The organism is Clostridium sp. BJN0013, assembly GCF_040939125.1.
Classification (GTDB): Bacteria; Bacillota; Clostridia; order Clostridiales; family Clostridiaceae; genus Clostridium_B.
Genome location: NZ_CP162495.1, coordinates 2,202,742 through 2,221,346, shown reverse-complemented (window position 1 = coordinate 2,221,346; position 18,605 = coordinate 2,202,742). Strand labels below are relative to the sequence as shown.

General features: G+C 31.6%; 21 protein-coding genes and 1 pseudogene. 12 read left to right on the top strand and 10 right to left on the bottom strand.

Annotated features, from left to right (window positions below):
• The first annotated feature begins 17 nt into the window (after nt 1–17).
• Nucleotides 18–515: an ECF transporter S component gene (locus tag AB3K27_RS11370; RefSeq protein ID WP_368487553.1), complete on the top strand. Its 498-nt coding sequence runs from the start codon at nt 18–20 to the stop codon at nt 513–515.
• Between the two features lie 77 nt (nt 516–592).
• Here AB3K27_RS11370 and AB3K27_RS11365 read toward each other — a convergent pair whose 3' ends face one another.
• Entirely contained in the window at nt 593–763 is a 171-nt protein-coding gene (locus AB3K27_RS11365) for an aspartyl-phosphate phosphatase Spo0E family protein (protein ID WP_368487552.1), read from the bottom strand.
• 257 nt (nt 764–1,020) lie between these two features.
• Between AB3K27_RS11365 and hprK the strand changes: the two genes are divergently transcribed.
• The 5 genes from hprK (at nt 1,021) to AB3K27_RS11340 (ending at nt 5,951) form a co-directional block, all read left to right on the top strand.
• The gene (gene hprK / locus AB3K27_RS11360; RefSeq protein ID WP_368487551.1) at nt 1,021–1,947 is read left to right on the top strand and encodes an HPr(Ser) kinase/phosphatase; all 927 of its coding nucleotides are present in this window, start codon (nt 1,021–1,023) and stop codon (nt 1,945–1,947) included.
• Nucleotides 1,931–2,485: a 5-formyltetrahydrofolate cyclo-ligase gene (locus AB3K27_RS11355; protein ID WP_368491219.1), complete on the top strand. Its 555-nt coding sequence runs from the start codon at nt 1,931–1,933 to the stop codon at nt 2,483–2,485. The genes hprK and AB3K27_RS11355 overlap by 17 nt, the downstream gene beginning before the upstream one ends.
• A 305-nt stretch (nt 2,486–2,790) precedes the next feature.
• Nucleotides 2,791–3,633, top strand: coding sequence for a PrsW family intramembrane metalloprotease (locus AB3K27_RS11350; RefSeq protein ID WP_368487550.1), 843 nt, complete (start codon nt 2,791–2,793; stop codon nt 3,631–3,633).
• A gap of 235 nt (nt 3,634–3,868) precedes the next feature.
• Complete coding sequence (locus tag AB3K27_RS11345) at nt 3,869–4,564, top strand: response regulator transcription factor (RefSeq protein WP_368487549.1); 696 nt, start codon at nt 3,869–3,871, stop codon at nt 4,562–4,564.
• A 1-nt stretch (nt 4,565) separates the two neighbouring features.
• Nucleotides 4,566–5,951 (top strand): sensor histidine kinase, encoded by a 1,386-nt coding sequence (locus tag AB3K27_RS11340; protein WP_368487548.1) that lies wholly within the window; start codon nt 4,566–4,568, stop codon nt 5,949–5,951.
• Between the two features lie 51 nt (nt 5,952–6,002).
• On the opposite strand, the pseudogene ubiE reads toward AB3K27_RS11340, so the two are convergent.
• The 6 genes and pseudogenes from ubiE to AB3K27_RS11310 all read right to left on the bottom strand — a co-directional run bounded on the left by ubiE (nt 6,003) and on the right by AB3K27_RS11310 (nt 11,149).
• A pseudogene (gene ubiE / locus AB3K27_RS11335) lies at nt 6,003–6,709 on the bottom strand (bifunctional demethylmenaquinone methyltransferase/2-methoxy-6-polyprenyl-1,4-benzoquinol methylase UbiE).
• A gap of 15 nt (nt 6,710–6,724) precedes the next feature.
• The gene (locus AB3K27_RS11330) at nt 6,725–7,345 is read right to left on the bottom strand and encodes a lysostaphin resistance A-like protein (RefSeq protein WP_368487547.1); all 621 of its coding nucleotides are present in this window, start codon (nt 7,343–7,345) and stop codon (nt 6,725–6,727) included.
• Between the two features lie 4 nt (nt 7,346–7,349).
• Nucleotides 7,350–8,261, bottom strand: coding sequence for a 1,4-dihydroxy-2-naphthoate octaprenyltransferase (gene menA / locus AB3K27_RS11325; protein WP_368487546.1), 912 nt, complete (start codon nt 8,259–8,261; stop codon nt 7,350–7,352).
• 71 nt (nt 8,262–8,332) lie between these two features.
• On the bottom strand, nt 8,333–9,715 hold the full coding sequence (locus AB3K27_RS11320; RefSeq protein ID WP_368487545.1) for a 4Fe-4S binding protein: 1,383 nt from the start codon (nt 9,713–9,715) through the stop codon (nt 8,333–8,335).
• Nucleotides 9,716–9,733: 18 nt separating this feature from the next.
• Nucleotides 9,734–10,291, bottom strand: a complete 558-nt coding sequence (locus AB3K27_RS11315; protein ID WP_368487544.1) for a FixH family protein — start codon at nt 10,289–10,291, stop codon at nt 9,734–9,736.
• 36 nt (nt 10,292–10,327) lie between these two features.
• Nucleotides 10,328–11,149: a polyprenyl synthetase family protein gene (locus AB3K27_RS11310; protein WP_368487543.1), complete on the bottom strand. Its 822-nt coding sequence runs from the start codon at nt 11,147–11,149 to the stop codon at nt 10,328–10,330.
• Between the two features lie 313 nt (nt 11,150–11,462).
• Here AB3K27_RS11310 and AB3K27_RS11305 point away from each other — a divergent pair, with 313 nt between their 5' ends.
• Nucleotides 11,463–12,254: an electron transfer flavoprotein subunit beta gene (locus tag AB3K27_RS11305; RefSeq protein ID WP_368487542.1), complete on the top strand. Its 792-nt coding sequence runs from the start codon at nt 11,463–11,465 to the stop codon at nt 12,252–12,254.
• Between the two features lie 162 nt (nt 12,255–12,416).
• Here AB3K27_RS11305 and AB3K27_RS11300 read toward each other — a convergent pair whose 3' ends face one another.
• Nucleotides 12,417–13,715, bottom strand: a complete 1,299-nt coding sequence (locus AB3K27_RS11300; RefSeq protein ID WP_368487541.1) for an IS110 family transposase — start codon at nt 13,713–13,715, stop codon at nt 12,417–12,419.
• 434 nt (nt 13,716–14,149) lie between these two features.
• Between AB3K27_RS11300 and AB3K27_RS11295 the strand changes: the two genes are divergently transcribed.
• The 5 genes from AB3K27_RS11295 (at nt 14,150) to tnpA (ending at nt 17,503) form a co-directional block, all read left to right on the top strand.
• The gene (locus tag AB3K27_RS11295; protein ID WP_368487540.1) at nt 14,150–15,448 is read left to right on the top strand and encodes an FAD-binding protein; all 1,299 of its coding nucleotides are present in this window, start codon (nt 14,150–14,152) and stop codon (nt 15,446–15,448) included.
• Nucleotides 15,441–16,487 (top strand): FAD-dependent oxidoreductase, encoded by a 1,047-nt coding sequence (locus AB3K27_RS11290; RefSeq protein ID WP_368487539.1) that lies wholly within the window; start codon nt 15,441–15,443, stop codon nt 16,485–16,487. The genes AB3K27_RS11295 and AB3K27_RS11290 overlap by 8 nt, the downstream gene beginning before the upstream one ends.
• Nucleotides 16,488–16,511: 24 nt before the next feature.
• Complete coding sequence (locus tag AB3K27_RS11285; protein ID WP_368487538.1) at nt 16,512–16,739, top strand: hypothetical protein; 228 nt, start codon at nt 16,512–16,514, stop codon at nt 16,737–16,739.
• Complete coding sequence (locus tag AB3K27_RS11280) at nt 16,739–16,966, top strand: 4Fe-4S ferredoxin (protein WP_368487537.1); 228 nt, start codon at nt 16,739–16,741, stop codon at nt 16,964–16,966. Before AB3K27_RS11285 ends, AB3K27_RS11280 begins: the two co-directional genes overlap by 1 nt.
• Nucleotides 16,967–17,047: 81 nt before the next feature.
• Complete coding sequence (tnpA, locus tag AB3K27_RS11275) at nt 17,048–17,503, top strand: IS200/IS605 family transposase (protein WP_368487531.1); 456 nt, start codon at nt 17,048–17,050, stop codon at nt 17,501–17,503.
• Nucleotides 17,504–17,590: 87 nt separating this feature from the next.
• Here the strand turns inward: tnpA and AB3K27_RS11270 are convergent, their stop codons facing one another.
• Both AB3K27_RS11270 and AB3K27_RS11265 read right to left on the bottom strand, forming a co-directional pair.
• Entirely contained in the window at nt 17,591–17,770 is a 180-nt protein-coding gene (locus tag AB3K27_RS11270; protein ID WP_368487536.1) for a hypothetical protein, read from the bottom strand.
• A 531-nt stretch (nt 17,771–18,301) separates the two neighbouring features.
• On the bottom strand, nt 18,302–18,499 hold the full coding sequence (locus AB3K27_RS11265) for a hypothetical protein (protein ID WP_368487535.1): 198 nt from the start codon (nt 18,497–18,499) through the stop codon (nt 18,302–18,304).
• Nucleotides 18,500–18,605: the final 106 nt, after the last annotated feature.

The following is an 18,605-nucleotide window of genomic DNA, read 5'->3' as shown; positions in this document are numbered from 1 at the left end:
ATTGCGGAGGAGAAAAAATGAATAACAATATAAAAAAACTTACTTATGCAGGGCTTTTAACTGCTTTAGCTATTATAATTCCTACTACTTTTGGATTCTTAAAGATACAAATACCTCCTTTTAGTGCCACATTAGCTTCTCATGTACCTATGTTTTTATCTATGTTTTTAGGCCCTTTTGCGGCAGTAATGGTAGGTATAGGCTCTGCTATTGGGTTCTTAATAACCTCACCGGCTGTAATAGCGGCTAGAGCTTGCAGTCATATATTTGTTGGACTAGCAGGTGCCTATATGTTGAAAAAAGGAGTTTCTTTTGGAAAAGTAGTAGTGCTTACTTCCCCTATTCATGCCGTACTTGAAGCCATAGCTGTAATACCTTTTGGATTTACTATGTATAAAGTACTTGTAGTAGTAGGAGCAGGTACGTTGATTCATCATATGGTAGATGGAATTATTGCTGCAGTTATTGTGGGGATACTTACTAGAAGTTTAAGCTTAAATTTAAAGGAAATATAATATAATGTATATAATATAGTGTAGATGTAATTAAAGAACAGTATGGTTTTTATGCTGTTCTTTTATTCTTGTAGGTGCTATGTTTTATTTTTTAAATTATTTTTTTGGTACTCTAAAATTAACTTGTCTAATTTTTTACTACATTTAACAACTATATCATCGGTAAGCTCTCTTGTTTTCATTAATATGTATAAAGCTTGTTTTAGTTCATTTATTTCTATGTCTAAATTTTTTAAATAAGTTTTCATTGTTACATTACTCCCCCAGGAAAAAACTTTGCTACTTCTATATATTTTAACAGATAATAGATAAATAAACGCATCTTTTATTAGTCATTAATATACAATATAATACAAAAATCAACAATGAGTATTCACATAAAAAATGTAAAGCTTTTATCAAGTTTTAGTTATATTTTAATATTGGAATCTATAAAAAGGTTGACAATATAAAATAATTTATACAAAATAAAGTTAAATTAATAACTGAACTAAGAGGTGAAAATATGTCAGTAACAATAGAAGATATTATAAAGGATTTAGAACTAGAGGTTATAAATAAGGGGAAAAATGTAAATGAAATAAATGTAAGTGATATAAATAGACCGGGACTTCAATTTAGTGGATTTTATAATTACTATGCCAATGAGAGAGTTCAGATAGTAGGAAAAGCTGAATGGAGTTTTTTAGATGCTATGCAGCCAGAGCTTAGAAAAAAAAGATTGGAAAAATATTTTGAATTTGATAATCCAGGTACTATAATTACTAGAGGGCTAATACCTCACAAGGAATTTTTAGAAAGTGCTATTAAAAATAAAAGATGGATACTTAGAACTAATAATATCTCTACAAGATTTATAAACAGACTTATGAATTATCTGGATGTTAAGTTGGCTCCTGAAACCAGACTTCACGGTGTTTTAATGGATGTGTACGGTATAGGTATACTTATAACAGGAGAAAGCGGTATAGGAAAAAGTGAAACTGCCCTAGAACTTATAAAGAGAGGACATAGGCTGGTTGCTGATGATGCAGTAGATGTAAAACAAATAGATGGAGTGCTAAATGGAACTTCCCCATACATCACCTCGGGTATGATAGAGGTTAGAGGTATGGGCATAATTGATATTTCTGCCCTTTATGGATTAAGTTCTGTGCTTAAAACAAAGAATATTGGTTTGGTGATATCTTTGGAACAATGGAAAAAAGATGAAAATTATGATAGATTGGGTATAGATAAGGAATATATGAATATATTAAATGTGCCTGTGAGAAAATTGAAAATTCCTATAAGACCGGGAAGAAATTTAGCTGTTATAATAGAGGCTGCAGCAGCAAATTATAGGTATAGTCTTGTATCTAATGTAACTCCAGTAGATGTAATAAGTGAAAGAATACAAGAACTTAGAAAAGAAGATGGTGGAGATGAATAAGTTTTATATAAGAAAAATTATGATGGAAAAAAGAGATAATCTATGTAATCAGAAAAAAGAAAAGTTGGATAGTATAATATTTGAAAAAGTTATAAAAAGTGAAGAATATGATAAAGCAAAAAGTATATTTATATTTGTAAGTTATAAAAGTGAAGTGAATACCCATAATATAATAAAGACGGCTTTAGAAGATGGAAAGTTGATTTGTGTCCCTAAAGTAATATATAAAGAGGGCTATATGGAAGCTGTTAGAATATATGATTTCAATGAATTAAAAGAGGGAGCCTATAAAATATTAGAACCCCAAAATATAGATTTAAAAGTGAAAGAAACATCTATTGATATTTGTTATGTACCTGGGCTGGCTTTTGATAAAAACGGCGGCAGGGTAGGGTATGGCGGGGGATATTATGATAGATTTTTAAAAAAACTTAGAACTGATTCAAAAAAAATTGGACTTGCCTATAGTTTTCAGATTTTAGATGAGGTTCCTATGGGAAAATATGATGTATGCATGGATGGGTTTATTTCTAATTAAGGTACTAGTAATATGTGATTAAAAAACGTGATTTTTAGGTTCAGGTGAAGATTACCTTCATAATTTCTACATAAAAGATTAATATAATTATTATATTAATCTTTTATTTTAGGAAGGTGTTAATGTGATATCTCCAAAGAAAACCTTTGGCAGTATAATAATGGATATGAAGAAAGTATAATATAATATTATATATAAGTTGTTTAAAGTAATTTAGTATATTCTCTCTATGAAAGTAGATAATAATTTTATTATATTAAAAAAGAAAGTATACTGGGGAATAAAAATAAAGGAGATATACTAACATGAAGAAACATGTACCAATAAATGGAGATAAAAAAATTAAAAAACGATATAATTGGTATAAATTACTTTTGGTGGGTTTTGTAACCTATATCATTGGATTAGCAGTTTTGATATTTACAGATAATCTCAATATATTTCCGGCTATAGTTATACTGGGAAATTTTCTTATACCAGTGACTTATGTGGCATTCTTTTATGAAAGACGCTATTTTAGTAGGGTAAGGATGATAGACATTTTAGTAAGCTTTTTTTATGGAGGGTTCTTAGGAACTTTTTCAGCAGGAATAATAGAACCGATTTTTATAAATAGTCTTGATTTAAAATCTGTACTTATAGTTGGCATCATTGAGGAATTTACAAAAATTATTGGTGTTCTGATTTTAATAAGACATAGATGTAATAGTTTGAGGATAGATGGAATTATTCTGGGTGCTGCTGCTGGCATGGGCTTTGCAGCTTTAGAAAGTTCAGGATATGTTTTTACAACTTTTTTACGAGGTGGAGGTAGTTTATCTTTGGTTGTATATACCACTTTGCTAAGAGGAATATTATCTCCACTAGGTCATGGTACATGGACAGCAATATTAGGGGGCACTATTGTAAGTCAATGTTCTCGTGGAAATACTAAAATAAATATAAGGGTAATTGAAGCATATATAACTGTAGTTATACTCCATGCACTTTGGGATGGTATCCCATATATAATGTCAATATTTACATCATCTAATATTGCTTTTTTAACAGGAGATGTTATTGTAGGTATGGTAAGTGTTTTGATACTTTATATCATGTGGCGGAAGGGTAAAAAGCAATTATATTATATGAATGATTTAACTTCATAATTTCTACATAAAAAATTAATATAATTATTATATTAATCTTTTATCCGAACGCTACCATTGCTAACACCCCCAGTTTCTTTAAAGTGGGGGGATAAGCACTGCTACGCGCCTGGATATCTAAGTGCTAAAGACACTAAGAATACTGTTAATAAGATTCAGGTGGAGAAAAGCATTTCTCATGAGCAAACTCCACCTGAACCTAAGAATCACTTGATTTGAGGAAGGTGGTAATGTGATGTCTCCAAAGAAAATTCTTGTGGTAGATGATGAACAAAAAATAGTAGATGTTATAAAAGCATATTTGGAGAAGGCGGGATATGAAGTCCATACAGCTTATAATGGTACTGATGCGGTGAAATTATTTGAAAAGATTAGTCCTGCATTAATTGTATTGGATTTAATGCTGCCAGATATATCTGGTGAAGATATATGCAAAATGTTAAGGAAAAAATCCAGGGTTCCAATAATTATGTTAACTGCTAAAGTTGATGAAAAAACTGTATTGGAAGGTTTTAATATTGGAGCTGATGATTATGTAACTAAGCCTTTTAGTCCTAAACAGCTGGTAGCTAGGGTTATGGCGCATTTAAGAAGAACTGAAGAAGAGGCAATACCACTTTCAAATATTTTATCATTTAATAATGGAGACTTAGTATTAAATGACACCAAACATGAAGTAAAGAAAAATGGAATAACTGTGAATTTAACGTCTAGTGAGTATAATATATTAATGACACTGGTAAAATATCCTCAAAAGACTTTCACTAGAGAGGAATTAGTAAATTTAGCTCTTGAGGAAGATTTCAATGGATTTGACAGAATTATAGATGCTCATGTTAAAAATTTAAGACAAAAAATTGAAGATAATTCTAGAGAACCTAAATACATTTTAACCGTATATAAAGTTGGTTATAGGTTTGGCGGTGAATAGTATGCAAAGAAGCCTGAGAAGAAAATTGTCTTTTTCATATATGCTTGTAGCACTAATTTGTGTAGTTTTAATTAGTATACTGGCCAACTTTTTCTTAGAGAAACAATTTAAAAATTACGTTATACAGACCCATGAACATACGAGCCAGAATATAATAAATTCTCTAGTTCAGCTGTACAGCAGCCATGGATGGAACAAAGATGTAATAGAAAGCACTGGTATAAATGCACTTGAAAATGGAATCATACTCACTGTAAAAGATTTATCAGGCAAAACAATTTGGAACGCAACATCATATAATAACGGTATGTGTCAGGCAATGCTTGATCATATGTCACAAAATATGATAAAGCTTTATCCAAATTGGAAAGGAAGCTATAAACAAGATGAATACCCTTTAATGAAAAATTCTCAAAAAATAGGTACTGCCATAATTGGGTACTATGGCCCTTTTTACTATAGTGATAGGGATTTGATGTTTTTAAGTACTTTAAATAAAATACTGATAAGCGTGGGAATTATTTCATTATCCTTTGCTTTAATACTAGGTGTAATTATGGCAGGAGGTTTGAGCAGGCCAATTTTACGTGTTATAGAAACTGCTGAAGAAATATCAAAAGGTGATTACAGTACCAGGATTAATGAAAACTCTAACATTATTGAAATAAATAATCTTACATCTACAATAAATAATCTTGCAAAAACACTGCAAAACCAAGAAAATTTGAGAAAAAGGCTTACTGCAGATGTATCTCATGAACTTAGAACACCTCTTACTACACTGCAAAGTCACATGGAAGCTATATTAGATGGAGTATGGGAGCCCACACAAGATAGAATTAACAGCTGTCATGGAGAAATAATGAGGATAAATCGTATGGTAAGTGATTTGGAAAAACTTGCTGAGTATGAAGGAGAGAATCTCATATTAAATAAATCTAAATTCAATATAAGTGAAGTAGTTGGAAATATTATGCTTAATTTTCAAAATGAATATGCAAGTAAGAAAATTGACTTTATTTTTAATAGTAAAGATATATTCATTTGTGCTGATAAAGATAAGATAAGCCAAATAATAATAAATTTAGTTTCAAATGCTTTAAAGTATACAAAACAGGGCGGTAAGGTTTTAATTCAAGCCCATAATAAAAATGATTATCTTGAACTGATAGTTCAAGATAATGGACAGGGAATACCAAAGGAAGATCTTCCATATATTTTTGAAAGATTTTACAGAGCTGATAAATCACGAAACAGACTTACAGGGGGAGCAGGAATAGGGCTTACAATAACTAAATCCTTAGTAGAGGTACATAAAGGTAAAATAACCGTTGAAAGTGAATTGAATAAGGGTACAACTTTTAAAGTATCCATACCTGTGAAGTAATAAAAAGGTTACAATATCCCAAAATATTGTAACCTTTTTTTAGAGATGTCTTTACAGTAATTTTTTGTTTCCGTAGTGAATTGCAGCAATACCCCCTGTAAGGGATAAATAACCAGTATCAATGAAACCAATCTGTTGGAAAGCAGATTGAAGTTCAGTTTTTGACATAAAGCTATTTACTGAATCCCTAAGATAATAGTAGGCAGTTTTGTCTCCTGTACCTAAATATCCCATAATGGGCAGCATATAATTAAAATATACTGCATACAGACTATTGAAAACAGGAAGTGATGAATTTGACAGTTCCAGACAAACCAACCTTCCATTTGATTTCAAAACTCTATAAATTTCAGATAAGGCTTTTAATTTATTTTTTGCGTTTCTTAAGCCAAAGGCAACAGTGATACAATCAAAACTTAAATCCTCAAAGGGAAGCTCTAACATATCTCCTTTAACTAATTTGAATTTGTAATCTTTAATAGATTGATTAAGCTTGGTATTTGCCACACTAAGCATTTTCTTGTTAAAATCCAATCCAATAACTTCTGTATTTTTACCTACAGTTTTACAGGCGTATTTTATCATTTTACCTGTTCCGCAGCATACATCTAATATTTTATGGTTTTTATTTAGATTACATAGTCTAATGGCTTTTTTCTCCAATAGCTGTCAATATTTAATGTTAATATAGTATTAAGCTTATCATAGTTATCTGCAATAGATGAGAAAATATTATATACATTAGTGTTATTATTCATAAGGTATCCCTTCTTTTACATAATAGGAAGTAAAACAAATATGGTTAAATCCCAAATGGCATGAGATATAATTACACTGGAGAGACTCTTTTGCTTTTTGTACATCCATCCCCAGTATATTCCACAGACAAGGGCAGCTATGACAAGCATAATGTTTCCAGTAATAACATGAACTCCTGCATACAGAAGTGCAGTTAGAATATACCCTTTATTTTCTCCCAATTTTTTTGATAGTGTATTTTGAATAAATCCACGCCAGTAAATTTCTTCACATGGTCCAATTATAAAGATAAGTAATAAACTAATCCATAAAAGATTTCCTTGTGTTTTAATGCTATATATGGATAACACTTGTGCATTCTTAAATGGAAAAATATAACCAGATATAATGTTGCCTATATAAAATACCATATACAAACATATAGCTGATAAAACTCCAATTACAATATTTTTTAATGTTATTTTATCTACTCTAGCAATTTTTTTATCTATAATTAACGATATAAATACTAAAAAAGTAATAGATAAACTCATCTCCAGCCAGAAGTTAATAGGTTTTATTACAAACATTACATACCATAAAATAGCGGCAATCAATATTGTGATAAATAAATATTTAGTATTATTTCTCTCCAAAATTTTACCCCCTTAAATTTACAATGAAAGGTATTAACAGCGAAAGAATAAGTATAATACCAAATTGTCCTTGAAGCTGTGCGGTATCTTTATCAAGGGATACTATACCTGAAGGCGAATCTGACACAGAGTATAACTTTCTTATATTTTTATAGGCTGTAGGTATAGTAATTAAACAAAATAGACTCCAAATTGGAAGTATTTTATAAAAACACATTATTATTATAGAAACATATGATAAAATTACAAAACTGTAATAAATATTTTGGGCACTGCTTTTTCCAACTATTATAGATAAAGTTTTTATTCCCGCTTTTTTATCGTAACGTATATCTCTTATATCATTAGCATGTAAAATTGCGGTAGTTAATAAACCGACAGGTATGGAAATAAAAAATGCTTCCATACTTATATTTTGTGCTTGTACATAATAGGAGCCTATTAACATTAAAGGACCAAATGTTAAAAATACAAGGGGAGCACCTAAGCCTCTATACTTCAAAGATAAAGGTTTTCCAGTATATGAATATACAGCTAGAGTACCTATTAACCCTATTAACAAAACCAATAATCCTCTTTTATATGATAGAAATATTCCTATAAAAGCTCCTAAGGCTAATAAAGTAAATCCACCTGTATATACCTTTTTTGACGTCAATAGATTTTTAAGTATAACACCACTTGAACCATAAGAATCTTTTGTATCAACTCTATTTTTAAAATCATCATGGTCACTAAGTAAATTGGCACTTGCTTGTAATAAAACAATAGCAATTAGTGATAAGATAAAATATCCCAATTGAAATTTTGATTCTTTTATTGCAAATATGGCTCCTAAGGTTACGGGAATTATGGAACCAGTGAAGGAAAAGGGTCTTACAGCTTTAAACCATATTTTAAATTTTGTTACTAACATTTTTTCCCTTCTTTCTAATATTCCTTGATAGGTTTTGGAGAAGATATAATCTTCTCCAAATGAAAATCAAATTACATACGCATTGCCATAGGCATTGAGAATAAAATTATATTTATAACCGCTAAGAATAACATTAGTATTGTATAAACAGCAGAAGTGCCTAGGGGCTTTTTATCACCTTTGCTATTTTTTGGCATTTTATATGCAGTATAGATTGAACCTATAGTTCCTAGGAAAATTAATATATACTGAAGCGCTTGAATAGTTGAAGTATCTAGCATTGCTGCAGAGGAATTGGGAATCTGCATTCCTAAAACACCCATTGCTGTGTAAACAATTGATTTACCTTCATCAAGTAAGTGAAATAGGTTATGTGCAATATGTCCGGTCATATCTAAAGGAATAATAGCATATCCGAATTTGGTGAAATTATCCTTAAGTGAAGCACCATTAAATTTTTTTGCTAATAAACTAGTAAAAGCAAGTAGTAAAATAGGTATTAACATTGCTATAATGAAAGTTACAGTGAATGTTACATAATAGCTTGTTGTGCCAGTGACATTTTCCAGCCATTTTAAGATGCTATTCCATATATTAAGCATGGTTATATTTTGTACAAATACAATACCCATAATTACGATTGCCAGGAAAGAAACCTCTAACTTTGGTTTTTTAACCAACCATAATTCTTTGGTTGGAACACGCGGGGTTATCCTGATTGAATTATTAGGGCAATTTTTTATACAGTGTCCGCATAAATTGCATTGGGCACTGGTGTCCATAGTTCTTGGAAACTCAAACATAGGACAACCTGGAGCTGACTTTCCTCCTTTATAGCAAGCTGCAACATTACATTTTGAACATTTTTCTGGAGTACCGCGCAGTTCGAGCATACCTGTTCTGGAATAGTTACCAGATAAACCTCCTAGAAAGCATAAATATCTGCACCATGTTCTTCTTTCAAAGAGTGCACCAGAAAGTACAACAGCTGTGGTAATCATCAAAAGAAGAACTCCGGAACCCCGTGGTGATTCTACAATGCCCCAAATATGATCACTCCAGGTAATCATAAGAAATATTCCGTCAATAATCCATATGCCATATTTTTTTAAGAATTTTGGAACAGGTTTGTTACTTCCAACGAATTTTTGTACCACATCATTTAAAGTTCCAAAAGGACAAATTGTGCACCAAAATCTACCTAAAAAAAGTAAAATTATAGGTAGTAAAGGCCACCATAATACCCATGTTCCTGCAGTACCGAAATTGTCATGTGCTTCTGCTGGACCGACAATGAGTTCAAATACAATAAATGCAAAGATTAGTGCTACCGGTAGCTGAAATATTCCTGGATACCATTTACTTTTTATAAACCTAGTAAATGTCTTATTATTCAGCAAATTTATATTGTCTTGTTTGCCTGATTTATTTTGGCAATCATTATGACTTGACATAATATACCTCCTTTGGAGTTATGCACTTTTTGCTTTTTTCTTTTTTAAAGCTGCAATAACAATAATAAGTACAATTGCTCCTAAGAAGCCTCCAATTATAAACCAATTAGGTCCGCTGCTAACAACATCAACATTAAAAATTGTATTTTTATCTTGTCCATTTGCAGTAAACATGGTTTTTACATTCCATGTGCCTTTATCAGTAAAATTAGCACTTCCCACATATTCTTCTTTTTCACTGCCTTCTTTTAATTCGGTAGACATTGTTTTAGAGTCTCCCATGTCGTGTGAACTCATGTCCATTGAGCCATCCATTCCAACTGTAACTTTTACATCAGCATTACTTATTGGTTGATTATCTTTATCTTTTAACATTATTGTAAAATCATTATTTCCTGTCTTTACTTCTTCACTATTAAACATAATTGAAGCATTTATACTATCAACTTGTTTATGGATTTGTTTACCTCCACTACTTGCAAATACAAGTACTGAAAATGTCAAACTGAAAATTAAGGTTAAAATTACACTTCTAGTTATTTTTTGATTCATTTTATAATCTCCTCTTTCATTCAATTTTATTGATTATTTTTGTAATTATCTCAAATCACCTTAAGCATTACTTACTTTGGAATGTGAAAAATTCATGATGTAGTTTACTAGATTTATTAAAGTTTCTTTATAACAAGAGTTTTTAAATGGTTTAACTAAATCTAGTGAATTTTTAGCAAAATTATGTGCATCCTCAAGAGTTACATTTAGAGCAGTATCCTGGTCCCCATCTATATAATCATCTACTATTTGATAGGCCATACCTAGGTTGAAACCATAGTTTTCTAGTAATGCAGCTGCTTCACCTGAAGTTCCAGCCAAAGCAGCTCCTAGCTTGCAGCATATTGCCATGAATAATGCTGTTTTACCTTTAATAATTTCTAAATATACTTCCTTTGTAGAAATAGTATTTTTTGCTTGCAGTATTTCTGCAGAACACATGTTTTCTGCTAATTTAACTATTTCTCTTCCATATTCTTTTGGTAATGAGTTAGTGACAATATAGAAGGCATGGGAGTAAATAACATCACCAGCTAGTACTGCTATTTTCCTTCCATATACTTTATTTAAAGTTTTTTGTCCACGCCGCAGGAAATCATCATCAATTATGTCATCGTGAATTAAACTTGCACTGTGAATTAATTCAAGGGCAACAGATAATTGAATTAATTGATGATAAGTTTTTGGCGGCAATTGTTCGTTAATTATTTTTGAGGATAATAGTACTAAAGTAGGACGTAGCTTTTTGCCTGGAATTTTAAAAAAATGATTTAAAATCTCTTGTAAAGAACCTGCTTTAAAGTTTTTACATATATTTGTTAATTCCTGTTCTACAGAGGATATTTCTTTATTTATGGGTATATACATTTCTTCGAATTTCAATTATAATTTCACCACCTTTTTATTTAAAATACTTAATAATTACTAGCTTTAATTAAGGTTTTAATGATAGACTGTATCAACGCCTATATAATATAAACTTAGTGTGAAGATAATATGAAGAACTGAAAAAAATATATAAAAAACTAGAAAAGCGTTGGTTTTCAGGTTTTCTAGTTTTTTAAAGTTTTATTTAGATCTTCATATCATCTTCACATCGAATTTATATTATATACCCGTAAGACAGGAGATATTGAATAAGGTATCTGAAAATAAATTACTTGATTTAAGTTATAAAATAAGGAGCTGATGATTCTTGAATATTTTAGTTTGTGTGAAACAAGTGCCTGATACTACAGAAATTAAAATAGATCCTAAAACCAATACTCTGGATAGATCTAGTGCACCTACCATTATTAATCCATATGATGCTCATGCAGTTGAAGAAGCAGTTAGAATTAAAAATAAATTTGGAGGTAAAGTTTCAATTATATCTATGGGTCCACCTCAGGCACAGGAAGTGATTAAAAAATGTATAGAAATGGGGGCAGATGAAGGATACCTTCTCTCAGATCGTTCATTTGCAGGATCAGATACACTGTCTACTAGTTATATACTTGCAATGGGTATAAAGAGAATAATGAATATAGAAAAAATTGACATGGTATTTTGCGGTAAACAAGCTATAGATGGTGATACTGCCCAGGTTGGTCCTGGAATTGCCAGCCGGTTAGGAATACCTCAGTTAACTTATGTTGAGAAAATAGAATCTTTAAATATTAATAAAAACAATATTGTAATATATAGAAAAATTGATAATGGGTATGAAGTTGTTCAATCTGAAATGCCCTGCCTGATTACTATTGAAAAAAATATTAATCAGTTAAGCTTTTCACCATTGCCAAATATGATTAGAGCAGCACGTTATAAATCAAAAGTCTGGGGGATTGATTACCTTAAGGCTGATTTGACTCAATTGGGGCTTAAGGGATCTCCAACTTCAGTTCGCCGCATATTCCCTCCGCCAAAGAGAGCAGGTGGTGAGCTGCTCCATGGAAGTACAGAACAAGTAGTAAAAACGCTGGTAGATAAATTAAAGACCAGCTAGTAAAAGTCAATAGTTAATTTAAAAAATTTATTTACTAAATTTAAGAGCAAAAAAGAGCATGGCAAACAAACCATAAAAAAATACGAACTATGGCAAATTTTTACTAAAACTAAATTGGAAATAATTTATCCAATTTGGACCATAATTAATTTGTCTAAGTGGTTAAGAAACTGATCTTGAAAAATTAGTAACATACATTTGGTTGTGCAGTTTTGGTTCACGAATTTCATAAGGCTTTTGATCTCTAAGAACTGCAAATATGTACTTTACAAGTTTGTGCATAATTGCACAAAGAGCAACTTTCTTCTTCTTACCATTTAAGTTTTTATTGCGATACTGGTAAAGAACACTGTTAATTGGTTTACCAGTTTTGGATTTTCTTATTGATGCAAGAGCAGCAGCATAAAGTGCTCTTCTACCAAAGCGTGTACCACGCTTGGACATTTTATTTTGGTCACTATTAAATTTCCCGGATTGACTAACTGAAGGGTCAATTCCAAAGAAAGCAACCATTTCTTTTGGATGCTTGAACCTTGTAGGATCGCCTATTTCACTCATTATGGTTACAGCTGTAATAAAGCCTATACCTTTGAAAGAAAGAAGCAATGCTATGTTGTTCTTAAATGAAGCAGGTGTTGAGTCATTTTTAACTGCTGATTCTATTTCATTTACTAGAGTTTCAATTTGTTCATTAATGATGTTTAAAAGCTTTATATTTATGCCTATAGTTACTTTAAAGGAATTATTGGTTATTCCTATTTGTACAGCACTTAGTGCAGCGTTTAAAAGTTTGTTATATGTGTTTGTACACCAGTCAATTGATTTACAAGAATTTTCCTTTAGTAAAGCAATTAAATCATCTTTTGGTGCATCAACAATTGCTTTAGGGGATGAAAATTTACTTAAAACTGCTAATGAAGTAACACCAGCTACGTCAGAAAAAACATTATGATATCCAGGAAAAAACGTTCTAAGATCAGAAGATAACTTTTTCTTGAACTGGGAACGGTTATCTATAAGGCTGTAGTAATCACGACAAAGTGATCTTACAGCAAATATTGGGATATCTAAATAATCAGACATTTTTATATTTTGAAATTTTGCTATGTTTGCAATAGTTAAGGCATCCATTTTATCATTTTTCACTTTTCTTATTCCTAAATTTTTGTTACTATTAGTAATAAGAGGATTTATAACGAAAGTTTCTAATTCGTTATTCTTTAGGAAGTGGAAAAGAGTTAAATGGTAAACACCAGTTGATTCCATGAAAAGTGATGGTTTCATGGAGAACTCTTTTTCCACTTTTCTCATTTCTTTGAGAAGATAAGAGAAACCATCAGAAGTGTGCATTATCTTGAAAGCCTTTCTATAAACTGCTCCATCAGGGGCTAGTATTGCAACCATAGAATAATCAGCAGAAACATCGATACCTACTACAGGTAAATTAAAAAATTTTGACATTGTAAATATCTCCTTTTCATATATTTTTGAAGATAGAACAGAGTATCCATACCTAACAGTGAGCTAACAACCTCGTTTGTGACACGAGTAATTCTTCCGCAAGGGAAGAAACTCAACCAGCTAAACATCTAATCTCACTGATGGAATGATACGCTTTTTCACGGGTATAGGAACTCCGAAGGAGTCCTCCCAGGAGGAATACATCTAACCTCTATTCAGAAGATATTATACAATGATTTAACTATTAATCAAGTTACCCTTGTGGAAGATACACTCTTATTATTTTTAGACTTACTAAAGGATATTGCAATTTCCAGAACGGAACTTGAGATGTACGAACAATAATTAATTTATATTTATAAATATCCGTTAGTAGAGATGATCTAATCTCTATTGATTGGTACAACTATATTATACGAGGAGGAAATAATTAAATGTCAGTTATAATTGCAGATTTTTATATAGGTTGCGGAGGCTGCATTCCAAATTGCTCAAATAATGCTTTGAAAATTGATTCTCAGGGCAAATTAGCAGTTGACAAAGAAAAATGCAATGAATGTGGAAATTGTGTTTCTGTATGTCCGGTGTCTGCACTAAGTATATTAGGTAATAAAAAGAGTGTACAAAAAACAATACACATTGATAATGAAAAAGATAAGATATTTTTAAATAAAAATACTAAGTTTGATAAATATAACGGGGGTGTATGGGTTTTCGCCGAACAGCTTGAGGGTAAGCTTGCCCCTGTTACCCTTGAACTTATAGGTGAGGCAAAAAAACTTGCTTCAAAATTGAATGTGCAAGTATCTGCTGTTTTGCTGGGAGATAAGGTTGAATCCATATCAGGGACACTTTTTGAGTATGGAGCTGATAAAGTGTATCTTATAGATGATTCAGTATTTCACTTTTACAGGGCAGAAACCTACTACAAAACTTTTTGTTATTTGATAGAAAAATATAAACCAGAAATATTACTAATGGGGGCAACTACTACAGGCAGGGATTTAGCCGGTGCTGTGGCTACCCATTTGAGGACAGGACTGACAGCAGATTGTACTGCACTGGATATTGATTTACAAAAAGGGGTACTTCTTGCTAGCCGTCCTGCTTTTGGAGGTAATATTATGGCAACAATAGTATGTGAAAATCATCGCCCGCAAATGGCTACTGTACGTCCAAGAGTTATGAAGATGCTTGCTCCAGATCCAGGTAGGGAAGGTATTCTTGTAAAAGAGAAATTTAAAATTAAAGAGGAGCGGCTTAAGACTAAAGTTCTTAGAATTATTAAAGAACAGGCAGAAGATACGAAACTGGAGGATGCTAAAATTATTATAAGTGGTGGCCGGGGAATGCAAAATGAACAAGGGTTTCGACTGTTAAAGGAACTTGCAAAGGTATGTGGAGGTGTGGTAGCAGGAAGTCGCGGGGCTGTAGAGAAAGGGCTGATAGATTATAAATATCAAGTTGGACAGACTGGGCAGACTGTAGCTCCCAAATTATATTTTGCAGTAGGAATTTCAGGTGCAGTTCAGCATATTGTTGGAATTCAGGGAGCTGAAACTATAATTGCTATAAATACAGATCCAGATTGTGCTATGATGAAGCTTGCCACATACAGTATTTTAGGGGATGCATTTGAAATATTACCTAAATTAATTCAAGAGTTTAAGCAAGCATTACTTGATAAAGAGATTGATAATATAGGTATAAAGGGAGGTGGCCATATTGTCTGAAAAATTTGATGCTATTGTTGTAGGGGCGGGTGTTGCGGGACTTTCAGCGGCTTATGTAATGGCTAAAGCAGGACTTGATGTTATAGTTATTGAAAAGGGAAAGTACCCTGGAGCAAAAAATGTAATGGGCGGAGTATTATATCGTCATATGATGGATGAAATTATTCCTGATTTTTGGAAAGAAGCTCCACTAGAAAGGCCTGTTGTTGAACAGCGCTTCTGGTTGATGGATGAGAATTCTGCAGTGCAAACTGGTTACAGAGATATGGAATGGTCTAAACCTCCCTATAATAATTTTACAGTTTTTAGGGGAAAATTTGATCAGTGGTTTGCAAAAAAATGCATTGAAGCTGGGGCGCTTATTATCAATGAAACTGTTGTAAAAGAATGTATAGTGGAAAGTAATAAGGTAGTTGGTGTTTCCACAGACAGACCTGATGGGAAAATTTATGCTGATGTAGTGGTTCTTGCAGATGGAGTAAATTCACTGCTTTCTAAGAGTCTTGGATTCCATGGTGAATGGAGAAAGGATGAAGTAGTTCTTGCAGTTATGGAAGAATTAAAAATACCTTCAGAGAAAATTGAAGAACGTTTTAATCTTAATAAGGGTATGGGAGCAACTATAGAAATATTTGGTGATGGTACGTTAGAAATGGTAGGTACAGCTTTTATATATACTAATAAGGAACATATATCAATTGGTTGTGGTGCCTTGCTTTCCCAGATGGCTAATAAACAAGTAAAGCCCTATGAGCTGCTTGAATATATAAAACAGCATCCAATGATAAAACCTTTAATTGCCGGGGGGGGGGAGTCCTGCGAATACTATGCACATCTAATTCCGGAAGGTGGATATAAAAGTATACCTAAATTAGTAGGAGATGGTGTCATACTGGTAGGTGATGCTGCCCAGTTTGTAAATGGTATTCATCGGGAGGGTTCAAATCTTGGGATGACATCCGGACGTTTTGCTGCAGAAACTATAATACGTGCAAAGGAACTTGATGAATTTAGTGAACGTACACTTTCTTATTATTAAAAGCTGATTAAAGACAGTTTTATTATGAAAGATTTAAAAAAGTACAAAAATGCTTCTCATGTGCTTGAAGAGAATCCACATTTTTTTAATCATTATATACCAGCAGCTAATAAAGCAATGAGTGAGATGCTTACAGTAGATGGAGTATCCAAAAAAGATAAACAAAAACTCATTATTAAACAAATGACTAAAGGAAGTTCATTATGGGGATTAACTAAAGATGGGTTTAAACTATTTAGGGCGGTGAAATAATGAGTGATACTAAAAATAAAGTAAATATTGATGATAAATTGTTTTTAAATACCTATAATGTTGATACTACATCACACCTTGCCATTAGGGATGCTAAGATATGTGAAAATTGCAGGGAGAAAATCTGCACTAATATATGTCCAGCTCATGTTTACCAGTGGAAAGATGGACATATTATTGTCTATATGAAAACCACCTGCTATGCAGGTGTGTTCAGAATAGCTTAAGCGGTGAACAAAAAACCTCACTTTGATAAAATAGAAGAGGTCTCGTCAACCAAATCTATAATCAAAGGAGGTTTGCCCTAAATGGACAGTAATAGTTTATCACATACTAAATGGAGATGTAAATATCATGTAGTATTTTCACCCAAATATAGAAGAAAAGAAATATATGGAGAAAAAAGAAAAGAGATAGGAAAAATATTAAGGAAACTTTGTGAATGGAAAGGTGTAGAAATAATAGAGGCGAATGCATGTGAAGATCATATACATATGCTTTTATCGATACCACCAAAGACAAGTGTTTCAAGTTTTATGGGATTCTTGAAGGGAAAAAGTAGTCTAATGATATTTGAGAGATTTTCAAATTTAAAATATAAATATGGAAATAGGCACTTTTGGTGCAGAGGATTCTATGTAGACACAGTTGGAAAAAATAAAAAAGCAATAGAAGAATATATAAGAAATCAACAGAAAGAAGATATGATCGCCGACCAAGTAAGTATGAAGGAATACATGGACCCTTTTAAGGGTAGCAAGTAACATAAATTGCGGCTGGCGAGATCTTTAAGATGCCTTGAGGCATAATGCTGGTAATGTGCCCTTATAGGGCTTAGGAAAAACCACCAGCTAAGCTGGTGGATATTTATTAAAGGCAGACATTCTATAGTCAATTTCCAGAACTCTACTACAAGCACTATTCAGAGCATCTTCACAGCTTGAACCATAAACAACTATTGTATTTATAGTTCCCAGTGCAAAAAATGTTTTTTCATATTTCTTATTGTAAATTGTCTCTTTTAGAATCATAATGATCACCTTCTATTATGGTTATTAACTCTAAAAACTTATATTTATTAGAGTTTTCTAAAGTTTATCTATGTGTTAGTTAGAATGTTAACTGAAAACTTTGTGATAACAATCAGATTTTTATGTGAAATTTATGTGATTTGAATTAAACTATATAAAAGATACCATTTGAAATTATTTTTAAGACTATGAAAATTGTATGGGTGTAATGTAATTATATAATGTAAATATTTGTATTCGAATTTTCTCATTTAGGGATAATGGGAGCATCTGTTACACTAGGGGCAAAATATATTCCACAATCCAGGTGTTTGCATTAGATGTCTTATTGTATATCAGACAGAACGTTTATAAAGTCTAATTAATCTACTTGCTAAAAAATAAAACCAGAGCGTTTTTTACTCTAGTTTAATAAACAAAATAAGAATAATATGTATTAACCATATAATCAAATAGATGTGCTTTTCAAAACTGTTTAATTAACTTTTAGAATACTATTGATCTTTTATAATTTATAAGTATTGCCTTTGCCTATAACCATGAAAGGTTTATTTTTGCCAATTTTATCACTCCACCAGCCTGACAAAGCTTTGAGAACTGATGCTCTGTACTCTCTGCAATTCCTTTAATAAGTGATACTTCTATCTTTGAAGTACCTATAGACATTAGAAATAATGGCATAATAGCATATATCATTTTTGTAGTTGTATCAGTTAAAAAGCTAGTCATGCCAGCAAAAAAAATATTCTGTTCAATACCTAAAACTTTTTTCTCTTTTTCAATATTAATGTGTACACACCTCCTCCTTTAATCTTTTGTTATCTACAAAAATTTA